This window comes from Mesorhizobium sp. KACC 23794, from assembly GCF_052180275.1.
In the GTDB taxonomy this organism is placed as follows: domain Bacteria; phylum Pseudomonadota; class Alphaproteobacteria; order Rhizobiales; family Rhizobiaceae; genus Kumtagia.
Map to the genome: position 1 here is coordinate 5,852,417 of NZ_CP197465.1, position 17,953 is coordinate 5,870,369.

Consider the following 17,953-nt stretch of genomic DNA (forward strand, 5'->3'; position numbering starts at 1 on the left):
GCTATCCCTTCACCGCGCCGAGCGACAGACCTTCGACCAGATAGCGCTGGGCGTAGAGCGCAAGCGCCAGCGTCGGCGTGATCGACAGCACGATCGCCGCCGCGATCTGACCATACTGGATGCCGCTGGCGGTGACGAAAGCCAGCGCGCCCACCGTCACCGGCTGCTTGTCGGCGGAGGCCAGCACCAGCGCGAAGACGAAATTGTTCCAGGCAAAGATGAAGGCGAGCAGGCCGGCCGCCGCGATGCCCGGCCCCGCAAGCGGCAGCGCGATCTTGCGGAAGGTCGCAAACCAGGAATGGCCGCCGATGCGGTAGGCGTATTCGATGTCGGCCGGGATATCCTCGAAATAGCCGCGCACGATCCACAGGATCAGCGGCAGGCAGATCAGTTGGTAGACCCAGATCAGGCCGAAATAGGTGTTCGCCAGTCCAAGCTGCTGGAAATAGATGGTGAGCGGCAGAAGCACCAGCAGCGGCGGCGCGAAGCGGAAGGACAGCAGCGTGAACGCGATATCCTCGGAGCCACGGAACTTGTGGCGGGCGAAGGCATAGGCCGCCGGCACCCCGAGCAGCAGGGCGAGTGCGACCGACGTCACCGACAGGAACACCGAGTTCCACAGCGTGCGCAGAAAATTGATCTCCAGCGTGCCCGCCGCCGTTTCCAACCGGCCGGAGATCAGCGCCGCGTAGTTCGACAGCGTCGGCTCGAACACGATCGACGGCGGTATGCGCAGGATCGTCTCGTTGGTCTGGAACGACATCAGGAATATCCAGAACAGCGGGAACATGAAGAAGATGACGACCAGCGCCAGCGCTATGCCGCGCAAGACCCGTTCGAGGGTGGAGGTATGTTCCATCTCGTCCTCCTCACGCCTCGCCACGGGCGCGTTCGCGCAGCCGCAGCCAGTTTTTTATGAAGATGTTCGACAGGAAATAGGTGATCGCCCACAGGATGATCATCAGCGCGGCCGAGCGCCCGACATTGGTGGACTGGAAGAAGTTCAGATAGGCCTCGACCTGGAAGACCGTCAGCGTATCGCCCGGTCCGCCCTGCGTCATCGCGTAGATAATGTCGAACTGCTGGATGGAATCGAGCAGGCGGAACAGTGTCGCGGTCAGGATGTAGGGCGTCAGCATCGGCAAGGTGATGCGAAAGAACACGAAGGTGCGCGGCACGCCGTCCAGTGCTGCCGCCTCGAAGGGCTGCGTCGGCAGCGAGCGCAGGCCGGCGAGCAGCAGGATCATGATGAAGGGCGTGTAGACCCAGATATCGACCAGCACGACGGTGAACAGCGCCGTCGACGGCGAGGAGGCCCAACGGAAATCCTGGAGGCCGATCAGGCCGGCAAAATAGCTCAATATGCCGAAGCCAGGATTGGTCATCAGCTTCCACATCAGCGCCGCCAGCGCCGGCGCCGTCATCAGCGGCATCAGGAGCATGATGGAGATGAAATTGTTTAGCGTCGTGCGCTTCTGCAAGAGCAGCGCGATGCCGAGGCCAAGCAGCAACTCCAGCACGACCGTCAGGCCGGCGTAAAGCAGCGACACCTGCAGCGTGTTCCAGAATTTCGGATCGGAGAAGAAGGCGAGGTAGTTGTCGAACCAGATGAACTTGTAGCCCCAGGGCTGGCTCAGCCGGTACCGGTGCAGCGAGTACCAGACCGCCGTCACGAACGGGATGAGGATGCCGATGCAGACCAGCAGCGCCGGCAGGCTCAGCACATAGGGCAGCACGCGCTTGCCGATGCGGAAGCGCGAACGCGGCCGGCCATGCGACACTACGGCGGTCATGAAAGCTCCGTCTTGTTCAGGTTACCACGGCCGGCCGCCGCAGGGAGTAGCGGACGGCCGGCCGGGCGCACGAGCGACGCTGAGGGGCAGCGCCGCTGATGACCTTTCATGCGGCCAAGGCAGGGCGTCACGCCGTGCCTTGGCTTGCCGCGCGGCCGGATCGTTGTCCAGCCGCGCTTGGTGCAGGCCGTCAGCCCAACCCGGCTTCCTTGAGCTGCCCGTCAATCGACTGCGCGAGTTGGTCGAGCCCCTCGTCCACCGGCACCTGCTTGGCCACCATCTTCTGCAGCGTCGCGGCCCACTCCGTCGTGAGGTCGAAGAACAGCGGCTGCGGCGTGAACTTGATCGAGGCGCCGGGCGCGGAAGCCGTGAACATCTCGAAGTAGCCCGGATACTTCTTGAGCTTCTCGATAAACATCTCGTCCTTCCAGACCGCACTGCGGACCGGATTGACGAAGTCCATCTTGGTCGCGCCGAAGATGGCGTGCTCGACGCTGGAGGCCCACTGCAGGAAATACCAGGTGGCATCCTTGTCCTTGGCGAAGCTGGACATGGCGAGCGACCAGATCCAGATGTTGGGCGTCGGCGCTTCGGCGGCCGGATTGGCCTTGAAGCCGTGGAAAGCCAGCTTTCCGGCTTCCTTGGTGCCGCCGTTCTGGAAGTAGCCGAGGATGTCGGCGTCGAAGATCATCGCCGACGCGCCCGCGCCGAGATCGGTGCCGACCTGATACCAGGTGTAGGTCGCCCAATCCTTCGGGCCGCTTTGCTGGATCATCTCGACCCACTTCTTGTGGAAGTCCTTCGACTCGGCCGTGTTCATCGCCGCCGAGAGCTTGCCGTCGGTGACGTTGAGATCCTTCTGGCCGAAATTGGCATAGGCCGAGAGGAAGCCCGGATGGATGGTCGCCCAGGAGCGCGAGCCGCGCACGCCGACGCCATAGACGTTGTTGCCGACGTCCTTGGTGAGTTTCGCGGCAACCGCGACGAGGTCGTCGAGATCCTTCGGCGGCTGCACGCCGGCCTTTTCGAACATCGCCTGGTTATAGGTGACGTTGTTCTGCTCGAATCCCCACGGAATGCACCACTGCTTGGCATCGTCGGAGCCCAGCGTGCCGCCAGGCTGGCCGTTCCAGGCGCAGGACTTGCGCACGCCCTCCAGCATGTCGTCCCAGGCATAGGTCGGGCTGGTCTTGGCCGGATCCTTGATCCACTGGTTGAGGTCTTCCGTCCATCCGGCCGGGCCGTAGGTCCAGGTCATATAGGCGCCGGTCATGAAGGCATCATATTCCGACGAGCCGGACGAGAGCGCCGCCGTCACCTTGTCGAAATAGACGTCCTCCGGGAACACGTCGTAGGTCACGTCCATGCCTGTCAGGTCCTTGAACGCCTGCAAATTGGCGATCATGGCGTCAGCATAGGGGTGCTTGTTGAGCAGCAGCTTCAGGCTCTTGCCCTTATGCGCCTGCCAGTCGAAGTCCGCAGCCATGGCGCGCGACTGGGCCATTGCGAGCAGGGAGCCACCGGCTGCGGCGCCGACGCCGAGCGCGCCGAGCCCCTTCAGCAGGCCGCGGCGGTCCACCTGCCCACGCAGGAAGGCACCAATCAGGTCTTTCTCTTTTTCATGCATTTCCATTCTCCTCCACAGGGTAGTTCGGTTGCATATTTTGCCGGCTACCCGACCGGCTTTTCCTCCACGAGCGACCGCGCCGTGCGTTCGTCGGTAATGAGACCGCCGAGATAGCGGCTCTCCAGCACCGACTTGATGGCGCGGGCCTTCACCTTGCCGCCGGCGACGGCGACAATCCTCCTGTTGCGCAGATCCTCCCGCTCGACCGCCAGCACGCGGCCCGACAACGACGTTTCGAACGGCTTTCCGGCTTCGTCAAAGAAGTGGCCGAGCAACTCGCCGACGCCGCCGCCGCGCTTGACCTCGGCCATCTCGGCCTGCTCCACCATGCCGGTGGCGACCAGCGACGCCTCGCGCTCGGTGGTGCCGATGCCGGCGAAAAGCAGGTCGGCCGCGCGCGCCAGATCGAACACCTCGCTGACGCCCTTCTGGCCGAGCAGCACAGCGCGGTCCTCGGCGGTATTGGCGAACATCGGCACGGGCATCACATAGGCTTCCGCGCCGGTGCGCTCGGCCAGCCGGTGGATCACGTCATGCGGATTGGCCGAAAATTTTCGGGTCAGGCCGCCGAGCAGCGAGACGAAACGGATCGACCCTGCCGACGTCCGCGGCAGGTATTCGACGCAGGCGGCGAGCGTGCGGCCATGGCCGACGCCAATCAGCGCCGGCTCGCCGCGCTCGATCTCGCGCTTGAGGAATTGGGCTCCGGAGATGCCGAGCGCCTTCAGCGGCAGCGCCTCGTCGTCGAACTCCGGCACCACCTCGCAATAGTCCAGCCCGTAGCGCTTGCAGAGCTCGGTCTCGAGCACCACGCATTCCGAGACTTCCCCGTCGATATAGACTTTTACCAGCCCGTCCTGATTGGCCTTGGTGATCAGGCGATGGGCCTTCAGGCTGGTGAGGCCGAGACGCTTGGCGACCTCCGATTGAGTCAGCCCACCGGCGTAGTGCAGCCAGGCGGCACGGGTCGCCATGCTGCTTTCATCGTCGCGAAGGCCGTTTCCAATCCCTGCCATTGATCCAAGCTCTTGAGGTGCGGCTTGATAATTTTTTCAAAGGTTGCAAAATTTTTCACACCTGTCAACGCGCGAAGTCGGGTCGAAGGCGTCTCCAGAGGCGAATTTATCAACCAACCAGTTGGTAAATATTGACTCCACAACCTGCCCGCTCCATCATGCGGGCCTGCAAGCCATCGAACCGGACGACCGCCATGCCCGATGCCGCGATTTCGAAGAGTTGGGCGAGCGCTGCGGACGTGCCGCCCGCCGAGCGGGTTGCCGACGCCGCCTTGCTCATCGTCGACATGCAGAACGATTTCGTGCGCGTCGGCGCGCCGCTGGAGGTTCCCGACGCGCGCACCACGATTGCGCCGATCCGCCGCCTCATCGATGCCTTCCGCACCGCCGGCCGGCCGGTCGTCTACACGCGCTTCTATGCCAGGGACACGCCGGAGCTGATGTGGCTATGGTCGAAACAATGCCAATCGGAAACAAAATGCTGCTGGCAGGGCGTCAAGCGCAGCTACCAAGACGCGGACGGCGAACTGGAATGCGGCGACGTGATCGCCGAACTGGCGCCGCTGCCCGGCGAAACGGTCATCGACAAATTCGGCTACGGCTCATTCCACGCCACCGATCTCGGCATCCAACTGCGCCGACTCGGCGTGCGCTCGCTTTTGGTGACCGGCACGGTGACGCAGATCTGCGTCGAGGAGACGGCGCGAGAAGCCTTCCATCACGGCTACCGCACGACGCTGATCTCCGACTGCGTCTCGTCCTTCGCCCCCGATCTCCAGGCCGCGACGCTCAAGAATTTCGCCATGAAATTCGGCTGGGTGGTCGACAGCGAAAAGGCGCTGGGATGGCTGGGGACAGCCGGAAGGAATTGAATTCGGGCTTGCGTACCGGCAACCGGCATAGCCAAGCTGATCGAGCAGCCGCAAGCCGGCTACAAGCGGAGCGGTGCCGCGCCGCCACTCATCGTCATCCCAGCCACCGCTCCAGATTTGCCTTCACGAAATCATCATCCGCCAGATCGCTGTGAACCCGGCATATCCGGTCGATCTCCGCCGCCTGTCCGGGGCTCAGTCCCTCCTCCGGATTGAGGCACCAGATGCCTTCCAGCAGCCCTTGCCGGCGCAGCACCTCGTGGCAACCGGCGATGCAGCCGTGGAAATCGTTGGCGACGTCGAAGAAGGCGGCATTGCAATCGGTGACGCGGGCGTCGAGCGCCAGAAGCGCGTCGGGCACCGCGCCCGCCGCGACCGCCGCCTTGATCCGGTCGAGCAGTTGCACCGCGCCGCGCGTCCATACCGACCAGTGGCCGAGAAGCCCGCCGCGAAATCGGACCGTCACCGCCTCTCCGTCGCGCATGACCGGAAACGGGACGGCAAGGTCGAGCACGATATGGTCGTCATTGCCGGTGTAAAGCGTGATGCGATCCTCCGCCCGCGCCTCGACAAGGCCGCGCACCACGTCGATTGTGCGGTAGCGGTTGAAGGGGGCCGCCTTGATCGCCACCACATTGTCGATCTCGCAGAAGCGCTTCCAGAAATTCGCATCGAGCGGAAGCCCGCCCACCGCCGGCTGAAGGTAGAAGCCAACCAGCGGGATCTCGTCGGCCACGCGCCTGCAATGCGCGATGATGTCGTCTTCGCTGCGGCCCTTGAAAGCGGCGAGGCTGAGCAGTCCGGCGTGATAGCCAAGGCCAACGGCGATGCGCGCCTCGCGAACCGCCTGCTCTGTCGGGCCAACGACGCCGGCGATCATCACCAGCGGACGTCCGGTCCATTCGCGCGCCGCCTGCATCGCCAGCGACAGCACCGGCTCATGGAGGCCGACGTCGCGGATCTCGAATTGCGTCGTATGCACGCCGACCGCCAGCCCGCCGGCGCCGGCATCGACATAATAGCGTGTCAGCGCCCGCTGGCGCCTCGGATCGAACCGCCGCCCGGCATCGAGCGCCAGCGGCTGGGCGGGGATAACGGTCCCTGCGCGAAGCAGGCTGCTCACATTGGCTGGCAGTTCGCTGCGGTGAAGCCCCATCTCTGCTCTGTCGCTCCAGTGTGAGTCGCTACGCTCCGTCGCGGTCCGGCAATCGGGCCACAGCATGGTCAAGCGGACCGTAGCATAATCACTCCCACAGTCAACCAACCAGTTGGTTTCTTAGGAAGGCTCTCCAAGTCGAGGCTCATTTTTAGGCCGCCGCTGCTCACCCCATTTGCAAGAAATCTCTCCGCGCACGCGGGCGAGAGACGACTCGACATTGGATCAAAGTGGCTCAAGCCGCTACCGCGACAAACTCTGTTGGGACTTTGATATCATCGAGGGCGAGGCATGGATTCCCGACACTCTCCGCTCCCTGCGGTCGCTCACGAGGTCGAGAATGACGACAGCCATCTGCGTTTCCGCCAGTCGCCAACGTTGGAGATTAGCCGAAGCAAACAGTCACTGTCGTCATTCTCGACCTCGTGAGCGACCGAAGGGAGCGGAGAGTGTCGGGAATCCACGCCTCGCCATTGCGGAAACCAGGGGCGGTCAAGGTGATCGACAGGTTTAACTTCTGTCCATGACATCTAGAGATATTGAACGCGATATATGAAAAACGGGGAGTGATCCGGCAGGACAGTGAGGGGCGGCGAATCGAATACCTGCATGACACCCGTAGTCAGGCTCGTAGCGCCGCCAGCGCGAACTCGATCACATGCACCCGCCGCTCCGCGATCGCCTCCGGCGTGTTCAGTTTCTTGCCGAAGATCGCCGACAGGGTCGGATTGTTGGAAAAGTAGAAATACGAGATGCCGGCGATCGAGATGTAGACGTTGACCGGGTCCATGTCGTCGCGGAAAACGCCTTGCGCCGCGCCGCGTTTCAGCGTCTCGCGCAGCAGTTCCACCAGCGGCCAGTGCATTTCCGTCAATTCCTCGGACTTCGCCGCATGCGGCGCGCCCTGGGCGTTCTCGTCACTGACAAGCTTGATGAATTCCGGGTGGTCGACGAGATAATCGAATGAATAGCCGATCAGCGTCCGCATCGCCTCCAGCGGCGACAGGTCGCCGAGATGCAGCGCCTTCTCCTTCTCGCGGATCTCGGAATAGACGGTCTCCAGCGCGACCCGGTAGAGGTCGTCCTTGTTGCCGAAATGGTGGTAGAGCAACTGCTTGTTGACGCCGGCGCGATTGGCGATCTCGTCGACCCGCGCGCCGGCAAAACCCTTGTCGGCGAATTCGCTGATCGCCATCGCCAGCAGCGAAGCGCGGGTCGCCGCAGAGTCGCGCGGCCTGGGCTGACGAGCCTCGGTCGTCCTCCCCGCCTTCTCGATAACCGCGCGTGTCGGATGTCCAGCCATGGGTTGTCCCTCCCGTCCGTGCTTTTCCGTGGTATCTTGCGACCCAGCGGATGGCTGACTATCCCTCCCCTTCCGGGACAATCCAGCTATTGCAAGGCGTTGTCCAGTGCGCGCAGCGTATATTGACCGGTCATCCACATCCGTGATAACCAACTATTTAGTTACTTTCGGGACAGAAAGCAAATGCGGCCTCCGGCCATCCGCGCCCCGGTTCATCAAAGACTGCCCCGCATCTACTGGGCGCTGGCCGCGCTCGTGCTGGTCGGCGTCGTCTCCGTGCCTCAGTTCCGCACCGCCTCCAACCTCGCCAACGTGCTCGACCAGTCGGCGACGCTCGCCATCCTGGCGCTCGGCCAGGCCTTCGTGATCGCCGGCGGCATGATCGACCTTTCCGTCGGCCAGCTTGTCGGATTGGTCACCGTCGTCGCCTGCATGATGTTCGAGGCGTTCCCCGGCATGGGTCTCGCGGTCGTCATCGGTTGCCTTACGCTCGCCGCGCTGATCGGCCTGCTCAATGGCGAGTTGATCAACCGCCTGCGCATGTCGCCTCTGATCCTCACCTTCGGCATGCTCAGCGTGCTGCAAGGTGTCATCTTCATGCTCACCGACCGCAGCATCGGCCAGGTGGCGCCGTCGATTGCCTTCCTCGCCAATGGTCGTGTGCTCGGCGTTCCGGTCTCGCTATTCCTCGTTGCTCTGGTCGCCGTCGCAGCCTGGTACGGATTGCAGCGCTCGATCTTCGGCTGGCACCTGCTCGCCATGGGCAACAGCGCCGACTCCGCCCGCAAGGCCGGGCTGAACCTGCACGGCCTGACCCGAACCGCCTATCTGGTCTCGGGCCTGTGCGCCGGCGTCGCCGCGCTGCTCGTCGCCGGGCGCCTCGGCACCGGCTTTCCCAATGCCGGCAACGGGCTCGAGCTCGACGCCATCGTCGCGGTGGTGCTGGGGGGCACGCCTCTCAAGGGTGGGCGCGTCAGTGTCGCCGGTATCCTCGGCGCCGTGCTGTTTCTCGGCGTGCTCAACAATCTGCTCAACCTGTTGCAGGTGCCAGCCTTCACCCAGATCGTGGTCAAGGGCCTGATCGTCATCGTCGCCATCCTCGCCGACCGGCCTGGCCGGGTGGCGCAGCCGGCATGAGCGCCGTGGCCTCGCCGCTGCCCCGGGGCATGCGCCTGCCCTCGCTGGAAAAGGCGGCGGTGTGGATCGTGCTGGCGGCGCTTCTGCTGCTTGCCGGCCTCGCCTCCGACGCCTTCTTCAAGCTGAACTACCTCACCAATCTGGTACGCCAGGCAGCACCTGTCGGTATCACCGCCGTCGGTGTCACCTTCGTCATGCTGCTGCGCGGCGTCGACCTCTCGGTTGGTGCGATCGTGTCGATGAGCGCCGTGGTCTGCGCGCTGGTCATGGACGGCAAGCCGGAGAATCTGTGGCTGGGCATCGCGGCCGCCAGCGCCTGCGGCGCCGCGATTGGCCTCGCCAACGGCCTCGTCATCGCCCACGGAAAAGTGTCGGCCTTCATCGTCACGCTCGGCATGTCGATCGTCGTCTATGGCCTGGTGCAGATGGGCACAGGCGGCACAGCGCGCGGCATCGTCTCGCCGGGTTTCCGCGAGGCGTTGAACAGCCGCATCTTCGGTGGCGTCCTGCCGGTGCTCGTCATCTGCCTGCTTGGCGCGGTCGCCATCGGCATCTTCCTGCAGTCACGCACCCGTTTCGGGCGCGGCGTCTATCTCGTCGGAGCCAATCCCGACGCGGCACGGATGGCCGGCCTGCCGGCCGCCCGCATCACCGTCATCGCCTACATCGTCTCAGGTCTGTTCGCCGGCCTCGGCGGACTGGCGCTGCTGGCGCGAACCGGCGTGTCGGGTACCAATCCCGGCGCCGGCATGGAGTTCGACGTTCTGGCCGCCGTCGTGCTCGGCGGCACCACCTTCGCCGGCGGCCGCGGCAGCGTCGGCGGCACCTTTGCCGGCGTCATGGTGCTGTTCATCGCGCTGAACCTCGCCAATGTCGCCGGGCTGCCCTTCGCTGCACAGCTCACCATAAAAGGCCTCATCATCATCGCCGCCTCGGCCGCTCATTCGTGGATCGGCAGCCGCAGCGGTGGTCGCAGTCGGGAATAGCAACCAGCAGGGGAGTTAAAAAATGCGTCACTATCTCAGACCCGTCATCGCAGCCGCGATGATCGGCGCCTTCACCACCGGAGCCTCGGTCGCGCAGGACATGGACCTGACCAAGAAGGAAACCTACGACCAGATCATGACCTGGGCCAAGGAGCCTCTCGACACCTCCAAATACAAGAAGGAGGGCGACCTGAAGATCGGCCTGTCGGCCGGCTACCTCAGCAACGCCTGGATCAACTTCACCGCGCAGTCGGTGAAGTACGAGGCCTCGCTGCATCCCGAGATCAAGGAGGTGAAAGTCACCGACGCCGCCTTCAACCCGACCAAGCAGGCCGCCGACATCGAGGATCTGCTGACCAGCGGCGTCGACGCCATCCTGTTCTGGCCGGTCGACGAAAAGGCCATCCTGCCGGCGCTGCAGAAGGCGCACGACAAGGGCGTGGCCACGATAAACATCGGCTACAACTTCATGCGCGATCCCGCTGTTACCTCCAACGCTTACGTCAACCAGTGGACCTACAGCGAGCAGGTGGCGACCGAATTCGCCAAGTCGCTGAACGGCAAGGGAAAAGTGTTCGCCATGCTGCCAATCGCCGGCTCGTCCGCCGCCGTCGTGCAGCTCGCGGTGCTGCAGGACGTGCTGAAGAACTATCCCGACATGGAGCTGATCAGTAGCGAATATGGCGACTGGGACCGCGCCAAGGCCAAGCAATTGACGGAAAACCTGTTGCAGCGTTTTCCCGAGATCGACGGCGCCTTCTCGCCCGCTGGCCAGATGTCGATGGGCATCTACGAGGCTTTCGACGAGGCAGGCCGGCTCGGCGAGCTGACCTTGTCTCCCGGCGACGACTACAACGGCTGGACAAAACTCGTCGCCAAGGAAGGCAAGTGGGGCTCGGTCACCAGCGGCCTGGAAGTCGGGCGCGAGGCCGTCAAGCAGGCGGTGAACATTTTGACCGGCAAGCCGACCACCACCGCCGTCGTCGTACCAACGCGCTACCTCGACCCGGCCGAAGCCGCCAAGCTGAACGAGCCGGACCGTCCCGACGACTGGTTCAAGACCGACCTGCCGAAGGAATTTCTGCCGCAGTAAGCAGATCTCTTCGTGCCGCTGCTCCAAACCCACGCACTGACACGCCGGTTCCCCGGCGTGCTGGCGCTCGACCATGTGGACTTCGCCGCCGAAAGCGGCGAGGTCCATGCCGTCTGCGGCGCCAACGGCGCCGGCAAATCCACGCTGATGAACATCCTGTCGGGCACCATCCACCCGACGTCGGGCACGATTGCCATCGCCGGCCAACCGGTCGCCTTCGCCTCACCTGCCGACGCGCGCAATGCCGGCGTCGCCATCGTCTACCAGGAATTCAGCTCGATCCCGGAACTCACCGTCGCCGACAACATTTTTCTCGGCCGCGAATTCAAGGGGCGTTTGGGGGTCGTCGACCGCCGCGCCGCATTAAGCGCCGCCGCCGAATTGCTCGACCGCTACGGCATCGCCCTCTCACCGGACGCTCCGGTCGGCACTCTCGGCGTCGCCGACCGGCAACTGGTCGAACTGGCGCGGGCGCTGGCCACCGACGCCCGTATCCTCATCCTCGACGAACCCACCGCCGTGCTGTCGATCGCCGAACAGGCGAAACTGTTCGCCGTCATCCGCACCCTGCGCGAAAAAGGCCTGCTCATCCTCTACATCTCGCACCGGCTGGAAGAGATCTTCGAGATCGCCGACCGCGTGTCGGTGATGCGCGACGGTGCGCTGGTCGCCAGCCGCGACAAGGCCGGCCTGACGTCGGGCGAACTGATCCGGTTGATGACCGGCCGCGAGGTTTCCGCCAGCATCGCCCCCGCGCCGCTGGCAGGCCGGGCGAAAACCGTGCTCGGCTTGCGCGGCCTTGGCGAGGACGGCGCCCCGATCGACATCCGCCAGGGCGAGATTTTCGGGCTCGCCGGGCTGGTCGGCGCCGGCCGCACGTCGATCGCCCACCGCATCGCCGGCCTGCGCCGTCGCGGCGGTTTCTCCGCCGATCTCGACGGCGCCCCGCTGCCGGACGATCCCGCGAAAGTGCTGGCGGCCGGCATCGTCTACATGACCGAGGACCGCAAGCGCGACGGCATTTTCGGGCCGCTGGCCATCACCGGCAACGCCACGGCCGCCTCCCTCGGCCGTTTCTCGCTCGGCGGCTTCCTGCGGCTCGGCCGGGAGCGCGCCGAAGCCGGCGAAATCCTGCGCGGCCTTCGCCTCGTCGCCGCGTCGCTCGACACGCCGATCGGCGCGCTGTCCGGCGGCAACCAGCAGAAAGTGCTGTTCGCCCGCGCCTTGCTCGCCCGTCCAAAAGTGCTGATCTGCGACGAGCCCACCCGCGGCGTCGATGTCGGTGCCCGGCAGGAAATCTACGCCGTGCTCCGCCGCCTCTCGGCCGAAGGCGTGGCGATCATCCTCATCTCCTCCGAACTCAACGAAGTTTTGGCGCTGAGCCACCGCATCGCCATCGTGCGCCACGGCGGCGTCTCGGCGGTGCTAGACAATGCCGGGCTCGACGAGCACGCTCTGCTGGTCGCAGCGACGGGAGCGGGCAAGGCGGCGGCTGTATAGATTGCGTGTCCGTCCAGATGGCAGCCGCTCATTCGGTAGATTGCCAAGCTGGAACACCCCTCATCCGCCTTCGCTTCGCTCAGGCACCTTCTCGCACACGGGGAGAAGGGGGAGCACAGCATTTCCGCTTCTGCAAATCTCCAACGTCGACGATTGGCCGACACGCATGCGCGAAACTCCACCTTCTCCCCTTGTGGGAGAAGGTGCCTGAGCGAAGCGAAGGCGGATGAGGGGTGTTCCAGCTTGGCGATTCCGCCAACAAAATCGTACTCTTACCCAAATTCCGGCCCGGCGGCGACCATCAGCGCCGCGGGCTGGCTTGGCAATCCATTGCGGCCGAGCACCATGCGCTCAAAACCTCGGAACGCATCGAAGCCGTGCTTTTCGAGAACCGGGTTCAGCCCTGCCCCGGCGTCGAGCACATCGAGAATGACCGGTCCGGATATCATCGCAAGCGCCGCCTCCAGCAGGTTTCGCGCCTCGGCGTCGGAACCGGCGATGAGCGGCCCGATCTGGGTGGCGCGCCGGCCTTGGCGCGTGATCACAAAACTCCCACCCTCTCCAATCGCCACCGTGCCAGGCCGGCCGAGGAAATTCTCCAGCAGGAACCCACGATCTCCGCCGAAGATCTGTCCGTCCCGCGCCAGAATATCGACGCGGTCGGTGGCGGCGATTGCTTCCCGTAACCCATCGCTTACGGCTTTCTTTGTGACGGATTGGCCGGACACCCCGCCCAAACCCATCCCCCGCCAGCGCGCCATGCCGCACTGGCTGCGGAAACCGAGCTGGCCGTAGACCAGCGCTCCTTCCGGCGTCGCATCCAGCAGCGCGGCACAGCCGCGCGCCCTCAGCGCCGCGATGCAGCGGTTCATCAGCCGCGACGCCAGCCCTCGCCGCCGCCAGTCGGCCGTCACCAGCACCATCGACACCCAGCCGAAGCCGCCGTAAGGCAGGATCGCCGCCGTCGCCACCAGCCGCCCGCCGGCGCGGACGCCAAAAACCTCGCCATGATCGACGAACACGGCCCAGTCGGCCGCCGTCTGGTTCCAGCGCGCCTCGTCGGAAAGCAGCAGCGCGTCGGCTATGTCGGCATGGCCGAGGAGGGCGTCAGCTGCCTCCTCAATAGGCGCCACTTCTCACCTCGAATTTTGTCGGCTTGCCGAGGCTGCGACGGCCGGCAAGCTGCCAGTCCGCCACCCAGTCCATCATCGTCGCCACCGGCACTTTCGGATAGCCGAAGAACTGCGCGGCGCGCGCCGTGTTGGTCAGCCAGGAGCGATCCGCTTCCGCGCCGAGGATTTCCGGCGCCTTGCCCAGCCGCTTGCCGAGTTCGGCCGCCAGCCAGCGCACTGGCAGGATCTCCGGCCCGCTGACATTGATCGGCATCGGCGGCGTGACGCAATGCGCCAGGCAGCGCAGCGCCTGCGAGCAGGCATCGCCCTGCCAGATTATGTTGACATGGCCCATCGACACGTCGATCGGCTTGCCGTCGAGGATATTCTTCGCGATATCGTGCAGCACGCCGTAACGCAGGTCGATCGCATAGTTAAGGCGGAACAGCACGCCCGGCGTGCCGTGGACCTTCGAATAATTTTCGAACATGCGCTCGCGCCCGAGACAGGTGATCGCATATTCGCCGGGCGGGTTCGGCGGCACGTCCTCGGTGCTGCCGCCCTCGCGCACGGTGGCGAAAGGATAGACGCAACCGGTCGAGAAGGCGACGATGCGCGAGGTCCGAAAAATGTCGGCGACGGTCGCCGGCACCTGCACGTTCATCGCCCAGGTCTGGCCGGGGTCGGCCTGCGCCCCGAACTTGAAGCCAGCCATGAACACGACATTCTCAAGTCGAGGCAGTTTTTTCACCGCCTCCGCGTCGAGCAGGTCGCAGGCGATCGTCTCGATGCCATTCTCCTCAAGCTCCTCGCGCAGACCTGGCGAGTTGAACCTCGCCACCGCGACGACGCGCTTCGAAGGCGCCGCGCGCTTGGCCATGCGCGCCAGCGTCGGCCCCATCTTGCCGCCGACGCCGAGGATCAGAATATCGCCCGGCAGGGCTTCCAGATCGCGCACCAGTTCCGGCGACGGCGCCGACATGAACTCGTCGAGAAGCGCCTCGCCGTCGAAGGATTTCGGCATCGGGTCTATGGGCGACATGGGCTGCTCTGACGTTTCCTGTCTTGTTCTTGGTGGCCCAGACGCCCCCTCCACCACGCTTCGCGTGGTCCCCCTCCCCCGTAAACTGGGGAGGATCCAAGGCGTGCCGGCTGCGGCGTTGCGGATCCTCCCCTGCGAAGCGGGGGAGGGGGACCATGCGAAGCATGGTGGAGGGGGCGCGAGCCAAACATCACGCCGAAACCGCCGGCTTCCGCCCCGCCCACGGCATCTCCTGCTCCAGCACCGTCGCCAGCGCCAAAATCGTCGCCTCGTCACCGTAGCGGCCGACCGCCTGCACGCCGATCGGCACGCCGCTCTTCGATTGCCCCACCGGGATCGACATGGCCGGCTGGCCGGACATGTTGAACGGAAACATGAACACCCCATCGGTCCACAGATCGTTGTAGGCATCCAGATCGGTCATCGACATGTCGTAGAAGCCGACAGGGCGCGGCAGGTGCGTCAGCGTCGGCGTGAGGAAGATGTCGTAGTCGTTGATATCGAGCGCGATCGCGCGGCCCATCTGGCGCACCGCCTCGACGTCCGAAATATGCCTTATGCCGCTGGTGGCGCGGCCACGCTCGATGATCGCCCAGGTGATCGGTTCGACGTCGTCCGCCGTCGCAGGCCGCCCCACCACCGCCGAAAGCCAGTCGAAGATCGCCGCAGTCTGGACACAGCTCATATGCGTGTAGGTCTTCCAGGCATTGTCGGCGTCGAGCGCCATATTGTGTTCCTCGACGCTGTGGCCAAGCCCTTCCAGCTTCTTCGCGGTATCCAGAACGGCCTGCCTGACCTCCGGGTCGATCGGCCGCCCGTCCGGCGGCGTCACCGAATAGCCGATGCGCAGCTTCGCCGGCGCCCGCTTCGACAGCTCAAGCCAGCTTTTGTCGGGCACTGGCGGCTGGTAGGCGTCGCCCGGCAGCGCGCCGGCGACCGCGTCGAGATAGGCGGCGGTGTCGCGCACGGTGCGGGTGTTGGCGAGAAAATACGCGCCGCCGTGCCACACGTCTGCATAAGGCGCCATGGTGATGCGGCCGCGCGACGGTTTTAACCCGAGAACGCCGCAACAGGACGCCGGCACGCGGATCGAACCCGCCGCATCGCTGGACTCGGCCACCGGCACCATGCGGGCCGCGACCGCCGCGCAGGACCCGCCGCTGGAACCGCCCGCCGTCAGGTCGGCGCGCCATGGATTGACCGTCGCGCCGTATAGTTTCGGCTCGGTCGAGATCGACCAGCCATTTTCCGGCGCGTTCGACTTGCCGACCAGCAGGAAACCCGCCTTCTTGATGCGGGTCACCACTTCGGCATCGAAGTCGGACACCACGTCCTTGAGGTAATAGGACGAATTGGTGTTGGGCGAACCCTTCCAGGAAGTCGCCAGTTCCTTGAGCAGATAAGGAACGCCGGCGAAAGGCGCATCGCCGGCCACGCCGGCCGCCGCCTCGCGCGCCATGTCGTAGTGCTTGTGGATCACGGCGTTCAGCGTCGGGTTCAGCTTCTCGATGGTGACGACCGCCGCCTCCACCAGTTCCAGCGGCGACACTTCCTTCTTGTGCACCAGTTCGGCGAGCCCCAGCCCGTCAGACTCGGCATAGGTGCGCAACAGGCTTTCAGTAACTTCGGCCAATTCTTCCTCCCTCACTTCCTTAAAAATTCCGCGCCGCGTTCGGCGATCATCATCACGGTCGCCATGATGTTGCTGGCGACCACGTCAGGGAAGACGGAAGCATCGCAGACACGCAAGCCCTCCAGGCCGTGCACCTTGAGCCTGGCCGGATCGACCACCGCCTCGTGGTCCACTCCCATCCGGCAGGTGCTGGTCGGATGATAGATCGATTGGCACTGGGCACGCACGAAGGCGGCGATCTCCTCGCGGCTCAGCGCGTCCGCCGACGGCGACATTTCCGTCAACCCAAGCTTGGCCAGCGTTTTGGTCGCCGCGATGCCGCGGCTTAGCCCGACCGCGTCGACCAATGTTCGCAAATCCTCTCCTTCGGGATCGGACAGGTATTTCGGATCGATCGCCGGATGCATGAGCGGATCGGCGGAACGAAGCGTCAGCGTGCCAACACTCTTCGGCCGCTGCAGCACGGTGAACATCGAGATGCCCGGCACGATCGACATGTAGCGCGCATGGTCGCGGTGCGGCGTCGCGATGCCGTAGATCTGGAGGTCCGGCTCGGCGAGATCCGGCCGCGATTTCGCCTGGCCGCCGCTGGTCGACCAGGGATTGGCCAGAGCGCCGGTGCGCCGGTCACCCCATTCCCCGGCCGCCTCTGCCCATTCCGCCTCGCTGATGCCGCCGATGCCGAATTTTTCACGCGTCGAAAAGGTGACGACGACGTTGAGATGGTCCTGCATGGATCGGCCGACACCGGGCAGGTCGTGCACCGGCGCCACGCCCTGCGCCTTCAACGCGTCTGCAGGACCGACGCCGGACAGCAGCAACAGGTGCGGGCTGTTCACCGTGCCGCCGGCCAGCACCACGTCGCCGTCCGCATAAGCCGTCTCGACCTTGCCGAAATGCAGATATTCGACGCCGCGCGCCCTGCCCTTGTCGATCAGGATTTTCGTCGCCGTCGCGGAAGTGATTACCGTCAGGTTCGGCCGCGACAACGCGGGATCGAGGAATGCGGTAGCCGGGCCGCAACGCTCGCCATCCTTCATGAAAACCTGGAAGAAGCCGCAACCATATTGATCGCCGCTGTTGAAGTCGTCATTGAAAGGCAGCCCGAATTCCTTCGCCGCCTCGACCCAGAGCTTTTCAGCCGGATCGTGATTGGGCACGTCGACCACCAGCAACTCGCCGGTATCGCCATGCATCGGCGAGCCGGCAAGCCGAGGGTTGTTCTCCGACTTGCGGAACCAGGGCAGCACATCGTCAAAACCCCAGCCGGCGCAGCCCTTGCCGCGCCAGCGGTCGTAGTCCGAAGGCGACCCGCGCATATAGACCAGCGCGTTGGTCGAGCCCGATCCGCCGAGCAGCCGGCCGCGCGGCCAGGCGATGCGGCGACCGAAACAGCGCGCCTGCGGCACGGTGTGGTATTTCCAATCGTATTCGGTGTCGATCAGGCCGATCCAGGCGCCCGGCATTCTCGCGCCGACCGGCATTCCCGCCGGGCCTGCCTCGAGCAGCAGCACATTTCGACCCGGATCGGCGCTCAGCCGGTTTGCGAGCACGCAGCCCGCCGCCCCCGCGCCCACGATGATGATGTCGAAACCGCCTGTCATGTCTTCCCACCGCCGATGCTCGGCCGTTTGCCGGCGTTTGTCCGGCCAAGCGACAAAACAACTGAATCGGATATGGATA

Annotated in this window: 15 protein-coding genes; 5 read left to right on the forward strand and 10 right to left on the reverse strand. The window is 64.9% G+C overall.

The features are described 5' to 3' along the window. Position 1: 1 nt before the first annotated feature. The 4 genes from ACSBOB_RS28505 to ACSBOB_RS28520 all read right to left on the reverse strand — a co-directional run bounded on the left by ACSBOB_RS28505 (position 2) and on the right by ACSBOB_RS28520 (position 4,436). Positions 2-859 carry a carbohydrate ABC transporter permease gene (locus ACSBOB_RS28505; protein ID WP_442579391.1) on the reverse strand — a complete coding sequence of 286 codons (858 nt, stop codon included), beginning with the start codon at positions 857-859 and terminating at the stop codon, positions 2-4. Between the two features lie 10 nt (positions 860-869). Further along, the gene (locus tag ACSBOB_RS28510) at positions 870-1,793 is read right to left on the reverse strand and encodes a carbohydrate ABC transporter permease (RefSeq protein ID WP_442579392.1); all 924 of its coding nucleotides are present in this window, start codon (positions 1,791-1,793) and stop codon (positions 870-872) included. A 190-nt stretch (positions 1,794-1,983) separates the two neighbouring features. Beyond that, positions 1,984-3,420: an extracellular solute-binding protein gene (locus ACSBOB_RS28515; RefSeq protein ID WP_442579393.1), complete on the reverse strand. Its 1,437-nt coding sequence runs from the start codon at positions 3,418-3,420 to the stop codon at positions 1,984-1,986. A 44-nt stretch (positions 3,421-3,464) separates the two neighbouring features. Next, the gene (locus ACSBOB_RS28520; RefSeq protein WP_442579394.1) at positions 3,465-4,436 is read right to left on the reverse strand and encodes a sugar-binding transcriptional regulator; all 972 of its coding nucleotides are present in this window, start codon (positions 4,434-4,436) and stop codon (positions 3,465-3,467) included. Positions 4,437-4,630: 194 nt separating this feature from the next. Here ACSBOB_RS28520 and ACSBOB_RS28525 point away from each other — a divergent pair, with 194 nt between their 5' ends. Then, the gene (locus ACSBOB_RS28525) at positions 4,631-5,308 is read left to right on the forward strand and encodes a cysteine hydrolase family protein (RefSeq protein ID WP_442579395.1); all 678 of its coding nucleotides are present in this window, start codon (positions 4,631-4,633) and stop codon (positions 5,306-5,308) included. Positions 5,309-5,402: 94 nt separating this feature from the next. On the opposite strand, the gene ACSBOB_RS28530 is transcribed toward ACSBOB_RS28525, so the two are convergent. Both ACSBOB_RS28530 and ACSBOB_RS28535 read right to left on the reverse strand, forming a co-directional pair. Further along, positions 5,403-6,464 (reverse strand): dihydrodipicolinate synthase family protein, encoded by a 1,062-nt coding sequence (locus tag ACSBOB_RS28530; protein WP_442579396.1) that lies wholly within the window; start codon positions 6,462-6,464, stop codon positions 5,403-5,405. Between the two features lie 622 nt (positions 6,465-7,086). After that, entirely contained in the window at positions 7,087-7,767 is a 681-nt protein-coding gene (locus ACSBOB_RS28535) for a TetR family transcriptional regulator (protein WP_442579397.1), read from the reverse strand. 183 nt (positions 7,768-7,950) lie between these two features. On the opposite strand from ACSBOB_RS28535, the gene ACSBOB_RS28540 reads away from it, so the two are divergent. From ACSBOB_RS28540 to ACSBOB_RS28555, 4 genes are read left to right on the forward strand one after another with little or no spacing between them, the layout of a single operon-like run. Continuing rightward, the gene (locus ACSBOB_RS28540; RefSeq protein ID WP_442579398.1) at positions 7,951-8,904 is read left to right on the forward strand and encodes an ABC transporter permease; all 954 of its coding nucleotides are present in this window, start codon (positions 7,951-7,953) and stop codon (positions 8,902-8,904) included. Further along, positions 8,901-9,890 (forward strand): ABC transporter permease, encoded by a 990-nt coding sequence (locus ACSBOB_RS28545; protein ID WP_442579399.1) that lies wholly within the window; start codon positions 8,901-8,903, stop codon positions 9,888-9,890. Before ACSBOB_RS28540 ends, ACSBOB_RS28545 begins: the two co-directional genes overlap by 4 nt. 22 nt (positions 9,891-9,912) lie before the next feature. Then, entirely contained in the window at positions 9,913-10,983 is a 1,071-nt protein-coding gene (locus ACSBOB_RS28550) for a substrate-binding domain-containing protein (protein ID WP_442579400.1), read from the forward strand. Positions 10,984-10,995: 12 nt separating this feature from the next. Beyond that, positions 10,996-12,483, forward strand: a complete 1,488-nt coding sequence (locus ACSBOB_RS28555; protein ID WP_442579401.1) for a sugar ABC transporter ATP-binding protein — start codon at positions 10,996-10,998, stop codon at positions 12,481-12,483. Between the two features lie 272 nt (positions 12,484-12,755). Here the strand turns inward: ACSBOB_RS28555 and ACSBOB_RS28560 are convergent, their stop codons facing one another. The 4 genes from ACSBOB_RS28560 to ACSBOB_RS28575 all read right to left on the reverse strand — a co-directional run bounded on the left by ACSBOB_RS28560 (position 12,756) and on the right by ACSBOB_RS28575 (position 17,874). Continuing rightward, a complete protein-coding gene (locus ACSBOB_RS28560) occupies positions 12,756-13,616 on the reverse strand; it encodes a GNAT family N-acetyltransferase (protein ID WP_442579402.1) in 861 nt (286 codons plus the stop codon). Next, positions 13,603-14,637 carry an NAD-dependent epimerase/dehydratase family protein gene (locus tag ACSBOB_RS28565; RefSeq protein ID WP_442579403.1) on the reverse strand — a complete coding sequence of 345 codons (1,035 nt, stop codon included), beginning with the start codon at positions 14,635-14,637 and terminating at the stop codon, positions 13,603-13,605. The genes ACSBOB_RS28560 and ACSBOB_RS28565 overlap by 14 nt, the downstream gene beginning before the upstream one ends. A 190-nt stretch (positions 14,638-14,827) precedes the next feature. Continuing rightward, positions 14,828-16,270 (reverse strand): amidase, encoded by a 1,443-nt coding sequence (locus ACSBOB_RS28570; RefSeq protein WP_442579404.1) that lies wholly within the window; start codon positions 16,268-16,270, stop codon positions 14,828-14,830. A gap of 11 nt (positions 16,271-16,281) precedes the next feature. After that, a complete protein-coding gene (locus ACSBOB_RS28575) occupies positions 16,282-17,874 on the reverse strand; it encodes a GMC family oxidoreductase (protein ID WP_442579405.1) in 1,593 nt (530 codons plus the stop codon). Between the last annotated feature and the right edge of the window lie 79 nt (positions 17,875-17,953).